The following is a 12570-nucleotide window of genomic DNA, read 5'->3' on the forward strand; positions in this document are numbered from 1 at the left end:
ACACCGACCCACAGCACCGGCCCCCGCGCCACCGACACCCCCCAGGCCCCCACCCGGAACCGGTGCGGGGCCTTTCCCCATGCCCGTCGTCGGCCTATCGTCGGAGAACACGGAGCCGACGGTCTCGAGGGGGAGCCATGCGGCAAAATGCCGAGGAACCACGGGTCGTGGACGTGGGTGAGCAGACGACCGCGGTCGTGGCGGGGGAGGTGCCGATGTCCGAGCTGCGGGAGTTCTTCGATGCCGCGTTCCACGAGCTGGGTCAGCGGATCGACCGCGGTGAGCTCCGCCCAGCCGGGCCGGCTCTGTCGCTCTACCACTCCGAGCCCGGACCGGTCGTCCAGCTCGAGGTCGGGTTCCCGCTGGAGGACAAGGTGGCGCCGGCGGGGTCCGTCGTCGTCGGGCGGATCCCCGCGACCCGGGCGGTGACCTACACGCACCGCGGCAACTACGACGGGCTGGGCTCGTCGTGGGAGAAGCTGCGGGCATGGGCGCAGGAGCGGCACCTGCGCCTCGGCGTGCCGCTGTGGGAGGTCTACGTGACGGAGCCGCATCCGGGCGACGATCCCGAGGACATGGTGACGGAACTCTACTGGGCCGTGGAGACCTGACCGACGGCTCCACCTGCACGGTACGACCAAGGCCCCGACCACGTGGTCGGGGCCTTGGTCGTGGACGGCGACGGCGTGTCAGCGCCCGGGGACGAGTACCCGCGCGTCGTCCGGCTCCGTGCCGATCTCCGGCACGTCGCTGCGCCTGCCGACGAGCTTGTCCACGACCACGGCGATCGCGCCGTCGCCCGTGACGTTGGTCGCCGTGCCGAACGAGTCGATGGCGATGTAGGTGGCGATCATGAGACCGACCGCGGTCTCGTCGAAGCCCAGCATGCTCTGCATGATGCCCACGGCGGCCATGATGGCCCCGCCGGGGACGCCGGGGGCCGCCACCATCGTGATGCCCAGCATCAGGACGAAGCCCAGGTAGGTCAGGGTGTCGACGGGCATCCCGGTGATCGTCATGATGGCCAGGGAGAACAGGACGATCTTCATGGTGGAGCCGGCCAGGTGGATGGTGGCGCACAGCGGGACGGCGAAGCCGGCGACCGGCTTGCTGACCCCGTTGGCCTCGGCGCACTTGAGGGTCACCGGGATGGAGGCGGCGGAGGAGGACGTGCCCAGGGCCGTCGCATAGGCCGGCAGCATGTTCTTGAGGAGCACCAGCGGGTTGCGCCGGGCGTAGGCGCCGGCGATCCCGTACTGGACGAGCAGCAGGACGATCGTCAGGACGAGGGCGAGCACGACGACTTTGAAGAAGGTCGAGATGACGGCGGCGATCTGCCCGGTCATGCTGAGGCCCAGGAACATGCCGAAGATGTAGACGGGGAGCAACGGAATGATGACGAGCTCCACGATCCGCATGATGATCCGCCGGAGGTCGTCCATGGTCCGGTGCAGGGTGTCACCCGGAATGAGCGTGATCCCCACTCCCAGGCAGAAAGAGAGCAGCAGCGCGGTCATGACACCGAAGACGGGCTCCATCTCGACGACGAAGTACCCCGTGAGCGCGCTCTCCTCCGGGTTGGCCAGCGGGTTGACGTCCTGCTGCCCGCCCAGCAGCCAGGGGTAGCTGCCGCGCGCGACGAGGTAGGCGAGAACTCCGGAGAAGACCGTGGACGCATAGGCGATGCCTGCCGTGATGCCCAGCCACTTCCCGGCTCCCCGCCCGAGGTCCGCGATGGCAGGGGTGACGAGGCCGAGGATGAGCAGCGGCACGATGAAGCCGAGGAAGGCGCTGAACAGGCCGTTGAACGTCAGGAACACCCGTGCGAGCGGTTCGGGGAAGAACAACCCGCAGGCGATGCCCAGGACGATGCCGAGGAGCACGCGCACCAGCAGGTGGGACGTGAGGGGTTTCTTGGTCATGGGCCAATTATCGGTCCCGGAGCAGGCCCGGCGAACCGCAAAGGGCCCGGGCGGGCCTCCCTTAGAATGGAGGACGATCAATTGGCGGACCCGCGTGCGGTCCCCTTCGACATCCACGAGCGCCGGCCCTTTCCGGACGGCACAGAGGAGCGGTACGTGTCCGAGTCTTCCCAGCACGGTTCCCAGGGCGATCGCCGGAACCGCGGTTCCGGCGACCGCCGGTCCGGCGCAGGCGCCCGACGCGACGGCGACCGCTCGAGCGGCGCACCCCGCCGCAGCTTCTCCCGCGACGGCGAGCGTTCCGCTGGACGACCCGGTGGAGAGAGCCGTTCGCAGGGCTTCCGGGGCCGGAGCGACGACCGCCAGGGTGAGAGCCGTGGTGGCTACGCCCCGCGCGGTGATCGGCGGGATGACCGACGCGGTGACAGCCGGGGCGAGAATCGCGGGGGCTACCGTGACCAGCGGCCGGGTCAGGGCGAGCGTCGTGACGCCCGAGCCGGAGAGCGGGGGCCCCGTCGTGACGGCGAGGGGCGGACGGACGGCTACCGCGGTCGGCGTGACGAGGGTCAGGGTGAGCGTCGGGGCGGGTACGCCCCGCGTGGTGACCGGCGCGATGACCGGCGTGACGATCGGCGTGGTGGCTCTCCCGACCGCGGTGAGGGCTACCGGGGGAGGCGTGACGAGGGCCGGGGTGAGCGTGGGCCTCGTCGTGATGGTGAGGGCTACCGCGGTCGGCGTGACGAGGGTCAGGGTGACCGTCGCGGTGGCTACGCCCCGCGTGGTGACCGGCGTGACGACCGCAGGGACGATCGGCGTGGTGGCTACCCGGACCGCGGTGAGGGCTACCGCGGTCGCGTGACGACCGCACGGAGGTCTCCACGCACCGTCACCGGGCTCCCGAGATCGACGAGGACATCACGGGACGGGAGCTGGACAAGCCGACCCGCGCCCAGCTGGGGGCCCTGGAGCCCCGCAACGCCGAGGCCGTCGCCAAGCACCTGGTCATGGCAGGCCGCTACCTGTCCGACGACCCCGCGCTGGCCCTCGAGCACGCGCAGGCCGCAGGCCGCCGCGGCGGTCGCATTGCCGCCGTCCGGGAGGCCACGGGCATCGCGGCCTACGAGGCGGGGGACTACGCGCTGGCGCTCAAGGAGCTGCGAACGTTCCGCCGGATGACCGGCGCCGAGATCCACCTTCCCCTCATGGTCGACTGCGAACGCGCGCTGGGCCGCACCGACAAGGCGGTCGAGCTCGCGACGTCCGAGGCCGCCGCGTCCCTCGAGACCAGTGAGCGGGTCGAGCTCGCCATCGTGCTCGCCGGCATGCGCCGTGACCAGGGGGACGCCCAGGGCGCCGTCGAGGCGCTGAGCATCCCGCAGCTCGACAAGAACCGTGGCTTCTCCTACAGCCCGCGCCTGTTCCGCGCCTACGCCGAGGCGCTCCGGGGCGTCGACCGGGCACGCGAGGCGCTCACCTGGGACCGACAGGCCGTGGTGGCCGAGGCGGCGCTGGGGCTCGGCCAGTTCGCCGAGCCGGAGATCCTCGACTTCGACGACGAGGACGAGACCGAGCAGGCACCGTCCGACGGCGTCGCCCTGGCCGAGCCGGAGAACGCCCCGGAGGACGCGACCGTCGCCGGCACGGCGGCCGCCGCGGTGCCCGAGGACACCCGGGCCGGCCTGCGGGAGGAACCGGTCGGCGGCACCGGCGACAGCACGATCGACAGTACGGAGCACGAGTCCGACGACGTTCTCGACGAGGGGGCCGAGGAGGGTGCCGACGAGGAGTCCGAGGAGTCCGAGGAGTCCGAGGGCGCCGCGGAGGGCGATCTGGATCCCGACGACGACTTCGAGGGCGGTTCGGAGCACGATCTGGATCCGGACGACGACGAGGAGCTCCTGGATCCCGAGGACCACGGTGCCGCCCCGGACGATCGGTCCGACGACGGCGAGGAACGCGGTGCCGAGGATGTCTGAGCGACTCCTCGACCGCTACGACGCGGTCCTGAGCGACCTGGACGGCGTCGTCTACGCCGGTCCGCACGCGATCCCGGGGGCGCCGGAGGTCCTGCGCCGGATCTCCTCGGAGGGCGTGCCCGTGATCTACGTGACGAACAACGCCTCCCGCTCCGTCGCCGCGGTCGCGGCCCACCTCACGGACCTGGGCGTGCCCACGGGTCCCGAGGGCGTGGCGAGCTCGGCCCAGGCCGGCGCCGAGGTGCTCGCGCAGCGTCTGCCTGCCGGCACGAAGGTGCTCGTGACGGGGTCGCAGGCTCTCTCGGACGTGGTCGCTGACGCGGGGCTCGTGCCGGTCCGCACACAGGAGGAGGAGCCCCGTGCCGTCATCCAGGGCTTCGACCCCGGCATCGGCTGGGCGCAGCTGGCCGAGGCGTCCTACACCCTCGCCGATCCCGACGTGCTGTGGGTCGCGACCAACACCGATCTCTCCATCCCGCAGGCGCGGGGCCTGGCCCCGGGCAACGGGACCCTGGTGGCGGCGGTCGCCGCCGCCACCGACCGGGCACCGGTGGTGGCCGGCAAGCCGGAGGCCCCCATCTTCCGCACCGCCGCCGAGCGCGCGGGCAGCACTCGGCCCGTGGTCCTGGGGGACCGGCTGGACACCGACATCCGGGGCGGCAACGCCGCCGGGTTCGCCACGGTCGCGGTGCTCACCGGCGTCGACACGCTCGAGACCATCCTGGCCGCATGCAGCGCGGAGCGGCCCGACCACGTCGTCGGAACCCTCGAGGAGCTCTTCGCCCCCTGTCCGGAGGTCGAGGTCACGGCCTCGCCCGGAGGCCACCGGGCGCGCTGCGGGGCGGCGACCGCCGAGACGGACGGCGCCCGGGTGCGGATCCGAGGGTCCCGGGAGGACCTCGATGCGTGGCGAGCCGCGTGCGGGGCCTGGTGGGCCGCGCACCCCGACGCGGAGGCACCCGTGGCCCCGGTCCTGGAGTGGGAGGCCGCGACGTGAGCTCCGACGCCGGCACGACGTCCCCGACGGGTCACGACCGTGTGGACGCCGTGCTCGAGCGGGCCGCGGAGCTGGACGCGCTGCCCGTCGCGGAGCACCCCGGCCGCTACGAGGAGCTGCACGCCGACCTCGTCGCCGAGCTCAACGCCGAGCCGGGGACCGTCCCGGCCGGACTGGTCCCCGGCCGGCAGGCGGGGCAGGAGCAGAGCGGGTCCCGGTGAGCGCGCGCCTGGACCTGGAGCTGACCACCCGGGAGCTCGCCCGCTCCCGCACCGTGGCCGCCCGCTGGATCGCCGAGGGCAGGGTGCTGGTGAACGGCGAGCCGGCCACCAAGGCCTCCGTCCGTGTGGGCGCCGGCGACCGGCTGGAGGTGCGGCCCGCGGACGGCCCCGACTACGTCAGCCGCGCGGGGCACAAGCTGGCCGGCGCGCTGACCGCCTTTCCGGACATCACCGTGGCGGGCAGGCGGTGCCTCGACGCCGGCGCCTCCACCGGGGGCTTCACCGACGTGCTGCTGCGGGCCGGGGCCCGGGAGGTGGTCGCCGTGGACGTCGGCCACGACCAGCTCGTGCCCGCGCTGCGGCAGGACGACCGGGTCCGGGTGTTCGAGGGCACGAACGTGCGCTGGATGCGCCCCGAGGACATCGGCGGCCCGGCCCAGCTGACGGTGTGCGACCTCTCCTTCATCTCGCTGACCCTGGTGGTCGCCCCCCTGGCCGCCGCCACCGTGCCCGGCGGTGACCTGGTGCTCATGGTCAAGCCGCAGTTCGAGGTCGGCGCCGACCGGCTCGCCCGCACCGGCGTGGTCACCAGCGAGCAGGAACGGGCCCGGGCTGTCGACGCCGTGGCCGCCGCCGCACGCGCCCACGGGCTCGCGGTCCTGGGCCGGGAGCGCAGCCCGCTGCCCGGTCAGGACGGCAACCACGAGTTCTTCCTGTGGTGCCGCCGGAACGTGGAGGGCGCCACGCCCTGACTGTCCACGCCCTCGCGTAGGGTGGTGAGCGGTGCCCGGTCCCGGGCACGGCGCGCAGCACGGGCCGGTCCCGGTTCCGACGACGCCCGCGTGCACCGAGCAGCCCAGAACGGGAGGATCCTGTGAGCCGGAAGATCCTGGTCATGGCCCACATGGGCCGGCAGGAGGCCAAGGACGCCGCGCGCGACTCCTGCCTCCAGCTCCACGACGCCGGTCTGGTGCCGGTGATCTCGCGCACCGACCTCGAGGCGCTCCAGGAGGACGGGGTGCCCCTCGTGCCCGTGGAGGTCATCGAGGAGGACGTCTCGCTGCGGGAGATCGAGCTGGTCATGGTGCTCGGCGGGGACGGGTCCATCCTCCGGGCCGCCGAGCTGGTGCGCAGCGTGGACACCCCGCTGCTGGGCGTGAACCTCGGCCACGTCGGCTTCCTCGCCGAGAGCGAGCGCTCGGACCTCGCCGAGTCCGTCGAGGCGATCGTGGACGGGCGCTACACGGTGGAGCAGCGCATGACCATCGACGTCACCGTGTGGCAGGACCAGAAGAAGGTGCTGCACACCTGGGCGCTGAACGAGGCCTCGGTGGAGAAGGGCGACCGCGAGAAGATGATCGAGGTGGTCGTCGAGGTGGACCGGCGGCCCCTGAGCACCTTCGGGTGCGACGGCGTGGTGCTGGCCACCCCCACCGGCTCCACCGCCTACGCGTTCTCCGCGGGCGGGCCCGTCGTGTGGCCGGAGGTCGAGGCGCTGCTCCTCGTCCCGCTGAGCGCCCACGCCCTGTTCGCCCGGCCGCTGGTGATCTCCCCGAACTCGATGATGGCCGTGGAGGTCCTCACCCGCACGGACGCCCGGGGGGTGCTGTGGTGCGACGGCCGGCGGACCACCGAGCTGCCGCCCGGGTCCCGGATCGAGGTGGTGCGCTCGCCGAAGGCGGTCAACCTCGCCCGGATGCACCGCACGCCCTTCTCCGAGCGGCTGGTCCGGAAGTTCGAGCTCCCCACGACGGGCTGGCGCGGACCGGTGCCCCCGCAGGAGACGACCGCGGCCCGGACCGCCGCCCTGTCCACCGTCGGCGCCGACGGCGCGGGCCGGGTGGCCGAGCTGCCGAAGTCCACGGTGGGCCACGAGATGCCCCACGACCCGGACCCTGCGACCCTCGGGAGCGCGCCCGAGAGGACGGAGGCCGACTGAATGATCGAGGAGATCCACATCCACGACCTCGGCGTCATCACCGACGCCGTGCTGCCGCTCGGACCGGGGCTGAGCATCCTCTCGGGTGAGACCGGCGCGGGCAAGACCATGGTGGTCACCGCGCTGGGGATGCTGCTCGGCAACCGCTCCGACGCCGGGGCCGTGCGCTCGGGGCCCCGCGCGCCGTCGCCGAGGCGGTGGTGCGGGTCCCGGCGGGGCACCCGGCCGCGGCACTCGTCGAGGACGCCGGCGGAGCCGTCGACGTCGAGCCCGTCGGCGACGCGGACGAGGCCCTGGTCACCGTGGCGCGCACGGTGACGGCGGAGGGCCGCAGCCGGGCCCACGTCGGGGGCCGCTCCGCCCCCGTGGGCACGCTCTCGGCCGTGGGGCAGACCCTCGTGGCGGTGCACGGGCAGTCCGACCAGCTGCGGCTGAAGTCGGCGGCCGCCCAGCGCCACGCCCTCGACCAGTACGCGGGGGAGGAGCTCGCGGCCGACCTGCGGCGCTACCGGGAGCTGCTCGCCGAGTACCGCACCGTGCAGCAGACCCTGCGGGAGGTCACCGAGCACGGCCGGGAACGCGCCCTCGAGGCCCAGACCCTGCAGGGCGCCCTCGAGGAGATCGACGCGGTGGACCCCGAGCCCGGCGAGGACGAGCGGCTCGACCAGGAGAGCCAGAAGCTCACCAACCTGGAACAGCTGCGCGCCGCGGCGCTGACCGCGCACGCGGCCCTGAGCGGCGGGGAGTTCTCCGACGGCGACAGCGCGGACGCGACCGCGCTCATCGCCGCCGCGCACCGGGCCCTGGACCAGGAGGCGGGCTCGGACCGCGACCTGGAGGAGCTCGCGGGCCGGGTCGCCGAGCTGGCCGTGCTCGTCAACGACATCGCCGCGGACCTCTCCGGCTACGCGTCCGGACTCGACGACGAGGGACCGGCCCGCCTGGCCGAGGTCGAGGCCCGCCGGGCCAAGCTGAAGGCGCTCACCCGCAAGTACGGGGCCACGGTGGACGAGGTCCTCGAGTGGGCGCAGCGCTCGCGGACCCGGCTCGACGAGCTCACCGACGACCCCGCCCGGGAGCAGGAGCTGCGCGGTCGCCTCGAGCAGCTGCACGCCGGGCTGAGCGAGCTGGCCGCGCGGATGACCGAGCGGCGGCAGGACGCCGCGCACCGGCTCTCCGAGGCCGTCAGCGCCGAGCTCACGGCCCTGGCGATGCCCAACGCCTCCCTGGTCATCGAGGTGGAGCCCACCGAGGAGTTCTCCGGCCACGGCCGGGACGAGATCGCGTTCCTGCTGAAGCCCCACGCCGGTGCCGCCCCGCGGCCCCTCGGCAAGGGCGCCTCCGGCGGTGAGCTGTCCCGGCTGATGCTCGCCATCGAGGTGGTCCTCGCCGCGGTCGACCCCGTGCCCACGTTCGTCTTCGACGAGGTGGACTCGGGCGTGGGCGGCAAGGCGGCCGTGGAGATCGGGCGCCGGCTGAAGATGCTGGCCCAGCACGTCCAGGTCCTCGTGGTGACGCACCTGCCGCAGGTGGCCGCCTTCGCGGACCAGCACATCCTCGTCACCAAGAGCCGGGACTCCACCGTCAGCGACGTGCGCGTGCTGGACGAGGAGGAGCGCGTGGTGGAGCTGGCCCGCATGCTCGCGGGTCACGAGGACTCCGCGGCGGCGCGCGAGCACGCCCGCGAGCTCGTCCGCGACGCGCAGCTCTGAGCCCGTCGCCCGTCCGGAGGCCGCCGCACGCGCGGCCGGCCGCACGGTGATCCGCAGCACGCAACCGGTGTCCCGCAGGGGCAAGAATGATAGGGTCGAATTCCGTGGTGAATGCAAACGAAGCCGCCCACGTGGCCGGCGCACAGCAGACCGAAAACCAGCGACCGGGCAAGGTGACCCGTCAGATCTTCGTGACGGGCGGCGTCGCCTCCTCCCTCGGCAAGGGCCTGACCGCCTCCTCCCTCGGGATGCTGCTGCGGGCACGGGGGCTGTCCGTGACGATGCAGAAGCTGGATCCGTACCTCAACGTCGATCCGGGCACCATGAACCCCTTCCAGCACGGTGAGGTCTTCGTGACCGACGACGGGGCGGAGACCGACCTCGACATCGGCCACTACGAACGCTTCCTCGACGAGAACCTCGACGCCTCGGCGAACGTGACCACCGGACAGGTGTACTCCACGGTCATCGCCAAGGAGCGTCGCGGCGAGTACCTCGGCGACACCGTGCAGGTCATCCCGCACATCACCGACGAGCTGAAGAACCGGATGCGCCGCCGCGCGCAGGACGACGACCAGCCGGACATCATCATCACCGAGATCGGCGGCACGGTCGGCGACATCGAGTCCCAGCCCTTCATCGAGGCCGCCCGCCAGGTCCGCCAGGACGTCGGCCGCCGCCACGTGTTCTACCTGCACGTGTCCCTGATCCCCTACATCGGGCCCTCCGGCGAGCTCAAGACCAAGCCCACCCAGCACTCCGTGGCCGCCCTGCGCGGGCTCGGGATCCAGCCCGACGCGCTCGTGCTGCGCTCCGACCGGCAGGTCCCGGACACGATGCTGCGCAAGATCGGCAACGCCTGCGACGTCGACCACGACGCGGTGATCTCCTGCCCGGACGCCCCGAGCATCTACGACATCCCCAAGACCCTGCACTCCCAGGGACTGGACACCTACATCCTCGACTACCTCGGTCTGGACTACCAGGACGCCGACCTGGGGCAGTGGGACCGGCTGCTGAAGGCCGTGCACGAGCCGTCCCACTTCGTCACGGTGGCCATGGTGGGCAAGTACATCGACCTGCCGGACGCCTACCTCTCCGTCTCGGAGGCCCTGCGGGCGGGCGGCTTCGCCAACGACGCGCGGGTGAAGATCAAGTGGGTCGCCTCCGACCTGTGCGAGACCCCCGAGGGCGCCCAGCGGGAACTGGGCGACGTGGACGCCATCTGCGTCCCGGGCGGGTTCGGCATCCGCGGCATCGAGGGCAAGCTGGGCACCCTGCGCTTCGCCCGCGAGCACCGCATCCCCACCCTGGGCCTGTGCCTGGGCCTGCAGTGCATGGTGATCGAGTACGCCCGCACCGAGCTCGGTCTCGCCGGGGCGTCCTCCACCGAGTTCGAGCCGGACACCGCGTTCCCGGTCGTGGCGACCATGGACGAGCAGAAGCAGTTCGTGGAGGGCGCCGGGGACCTCGGCGGCACCATGCGGCTGGGCCTCTACGACGCACGGCTGCGCGACGGGTCCGTGGTGGCCGGCGCCTACGGCTCCACCACCGTCAAGGAGCGCCACCGCCACCGCTACGAGGTCAACAACGAGTACCGGGAGGGCCTGGAGCAGGCCGGACTGGTGATCTCGGGGACCTCGCCGAACGGCACCCTCGTGGAGTTCGTGGAGCTGCCCGCCGACGTGCACCCCTACTACGTGGGCACCCAGGCGCACCCCGAGCTCATGTCCCGCCCGACCCGCCCGCACCCGCTGTTCGACGGCCTCGTCAAGGCGGCGCTCGAGCGCCGGGAGGCCGAGGGCCGCTGAGGCCCCGGCCCGTGCGCCACGGGCCGCCCGGCGCAGGCGCCGTGTCCCCACCGGGGCGCGGCGCCTGCGCCGTCCCCGCCAGACCCCTCGTCCCCGCCGACCCGTGCGGGGCGGCCGACCCGGAAGGACCCCATGGACATCCGACAGCTCGCCCCCGAGGAGATCTCGGACCGGCCCAGCGACCGCCGCACGGTGGCCTCCGAGACGGTCTACGAGGGCTTCATCTGGAACGTGCAGCGCGACGAGTTCGAGCTGTCCCAGGGCACCGACCCGCTCCGGCGCGACTACATCACCCACCCGGGCGCGGTGTCCGTGCTGGTGCTCGACGACGACGACCGGGTGCTGCTGATCAACCAGTACCGTCGTCCCGTCGGGATGACCATGTGGGAGATCCCCGCCGGCCTGCTCGACGTCGACGGCGAGGACCCCGCCGCGGCGGCCCAGCGGGAGCTGGCGGAGGAGGCCGACCTGAGGGCGGAGCAGTGGGACGTCCTGGTGGACTTCCACAACAGTCCCGGCTCGTCCTCGGAGGCCAACCGGATCTTCCTGGCCCGCGGGCCGAGCGAGGTCCCCGAGGCCGAGCTCCACGAGCGCGACGGTGAGGAGGCGGAGATCCACGGCGCCTGGGTGCCGCTCGACGCCGCCGTGCGGGCCGTCCTCGAGGGCCGGCTGAACTCACCCGCGGCGGTGGTCGGCCTGCTCGCCGTGCACGCCGCCCGCGCCGACGGCTACCGCTCCCTGCGCCCGGCCGACACCCCGTGGCCCGGCCACCCCGACCTGCGGTGACCCAGCCCCCGGCCGGCCGGCCCCCCCGTCCGGCGCCCGAGCCCGGGCCCGGCGGGGTGTCGCTCCCGGAGCTCGCTCCGGATCCGGCGCGGAGTCCGATCCCGGGTCCGGTGGGGCGTCCGCCCCGGAGGAGGGGGCGGCGCCCCCGTCCCGGGCCCGGTGCGGGACCCGGATCCGGGTCCCCCGCGGCGCCGGGTCCGGCACCCGGTGGCGCGCTGGAGCGGGCCGTGGAGCGCTACCTGCAGCACCTCGCCGTGGAGCGGGGCCTGGCCGCCAACACCCTCGCGGCGTACCGGCGGGACCTGCACCGCTACACCGAGCACCTCCAGGAGCACACGGACCCGCCGGTGACCACCCTGCGGGGCATCGGGACGGGACACGTCCAGGACTTCCTGCGCACGGTCTCGGCCGGGGCGCCGGGCCGGGCGCCGCTGAGCACGCGCAGCGCCGCCCGCTGCCTGGTGGCGGTCCGGGGCGCCCACCGCTTCTGGGCGCTGGAGGGCCTCACGCGCACGGATCCCGCCGCCCCCGTCCAGCCGCCCACGCCGGGCATGCGCCTGCCCAAGGCCGTGCCCGTCGAGCAGGTCACGGCGCTGCTGGAGTCGACCGGCACCGAGACGCCCCAGCAGCTGCGCGACCGCGCCCTGCTGGAGATCCTCTACTCGACCGGCGCCCGGATCTCGGAGGCCACGGCCCTCGACGTCGACGACCTGTCCCGGGCCGTGCGGAACACCGGGCAGCCCGAGGAAGACGGCGGCGCGATGCCGTTCGTGCGGCTGTTCGGCAAGGGGGGCAAGGAGCGGATGGTCCCCCTGGGGTCCTGGGCGGTGCGCGCCGTGGACGAGTGGCTCGTCCGGGGCCGGCCGGCGCTCGCGGCGAAGGGGCGAGGCACCCCCGCCCTCTTCCTCAACGCCCGCGGCGGGCGGATCAGCCGGCAGACGGCCTGGACCACGGTGCGCACGGCGGCCGAGCGCGCCGGGCTGGGAGACCGGATCACCCCCCACACGCTGCGCCACTCCTTCGCGACCCACCTGCTGGAGGGCGGCGCGGACCTGCGCGTGGTCCAGGAGCTGCTCGGCCACGCCTCCGTCAGCACCACGCAGGTGTACACGCTGGTCACCGTGGAGTCCCTGCGGGAGGTCTACGCCGCCGCCCACCCGCGCGCCCTGTAGCGTGCCCGCCGCGCCACCCGTCCCGCGCGGCCGC

General features: G+C 73.6%; 11 protein-coding genes and 1 pseudogene. 11 read left to right on the forward strand and 1 reads right to left on the reverse strand.

Features of this window, described 5'->3' with window-relative positions; genetic code table 11:
* Nucleotides 1-137 precede the first annotated feature (137 nt).
* Nucleotides 138-611: a GyrI-like domain-containing protein gene (locus BJF77_RS12565; protein ID WP_075872387.1), complete on the forward strand. Its 474-nt coding sequence runs from the start codon at nt 138-140 to the stop codon at nt 609-611.
* Nucleotides 612-689: 78 nt separating this feature from the next.
* Here the strand turns inward: BJF77_RS12565 and BJF77_RS12570 are convergent, their stop codons facing one another.
* Nucleotides 690-1922 (reverse strand): dicarboxylate/amino acid:cation symporter, encoded by a 1233-nt coding sequence (locus BJF77_RS12570; RefSeq protein ID WP_075872388.1) that lies wholly within the window; start codon nt 1920-1922, stop codon nt 690-692.
* Between the two features lie 316 nt (nt 1923-2238).
* On the opposite strand from BJF77_RS12570, the gene BJF77_RS12575 reads away from it, so the two are divergent.
* From BJF77_RS12575 to BJF77_RS12620, 10 genes and pseudogenes are all read left to right on the forward strand, one after another.
* Nucleotides 2239-2781: a hypothetical protein gene (locus tag BJF77_RS12575; protein WP_075872389.1), complete on the forward strand. Its 543-nt coding sequence runs from the start codon at nt 2239-2241 to the stop codon at nt 2779-2781.
* A gap of 145 nt (nt 2782-2926) precedes the next feature.
* Entirely contained in the window at nt 2927-3898 is a 972-nt protein-coding gene (locus BJF77_RS20840) for a hypothetical protein (protein ID WP_075872390.1), read from the forward strand.
* Nucleotides 3891-4895, forward strand: a complete 1005-nt coding sequence (locus BJF77_RS12585) for an HAD-IIA family hydrolase (protein ID WP_047802982.1) — start codon at nt 3891-3893, stop codon at nt 4893-4895. The genes BJF77_RS20840 and BJF77_RS12585 overlap by 8 nt, the downstream gene beginning before the upstream one ends.
* Nucleotides 4892-5116: a hypothetical protein gene (locus tag BJF77_RS12590; protein ID WP_139318567.1), complete on the forward strand. Its 225-nt coding sequence runs from the start codon at nt 4892-4894 to the stop codon at nt 5114-5116. The genes BJF77_RS12585 and BJF77_RS12590 overlap by 4 nt, the downstream gene beginning before the upstream one ends.
* Nucleotides 5113-5868 (forward strand): TlyA family RNA methyltransferase, encoded by a 756-nt coding sequence (locus BJF77_RS12595; RefSeq protein ID WP_075872391.1) that lies wholly within the window; start codon nt 5113-5115, stop codon nt 5866-5868. Before BJF77_RS12590 ends, BJF77_RS12595 begins: the two co-directional genes overlap by 4 nt.
* A gap of 122 nt (nt 5869-5990) precedes the next feature.
* Entirely contained in the window at nt 5991-7055 is a 1065-nt protein-coding gene (locus BJF77_RS12600; protein WP_075872392.1) for an NAD kinase, read from the forward strand.
* A pseudogene (gene recN / locus BJF77_RS12605) lies at nt 7056-8767 on the forward strand (DNA repair protein RecN).
* Between the two features lie 86 nt (nt 8768-8853).
* Nucleotides 8854-10578, forward strand: coding sequence for a CTP synthase (locus tag BJF77_RS12610; protein WP_075872393.1), 1725 nt, complete (start codon nt 8854-8856; stop codon nt 10576-10578).
* A 132-nt stretch (nt 10579-10710) separates the two neighbouring features.
* Complete coding sequence (locus BJF77_RS12615; protein WP_047802976.1) at nt 10711-11364, forward strand: NUDIX hydrolase; 654 nt, start codon at nt 10711-10713, stop codon at nt 11362-11364.
* A gap of 227 nt (nt 11365-11591) precedes the next feature.
* Nucleotides 11592-12536 carry a site-specific tyrosine recombinase XerD gene (locus BJF77_RS12620; RefSeq protein WP_369821408.1) on the forward strand — a complete coding sequence of 315 codons (945 nt, stop codon included), beginning with the start codon at nt 11592-11594 and terminating at the stop codon, nt 12534-12536.
* The last annotated feature ends 34 nt before the right edge of the window (nt 12537-12570 follow it).

The sequence above is a fragment of the Kocuria sp. CNJ-770 genome (assembly GCF_001942375.1).
In the GTDB taxonomy this organism is placed as follows: Bacteria; Actinomycetota; Actinomycetes; order Actinomycetales; family Micrococcaceae; genus Kocuria; species Kocuria oceani.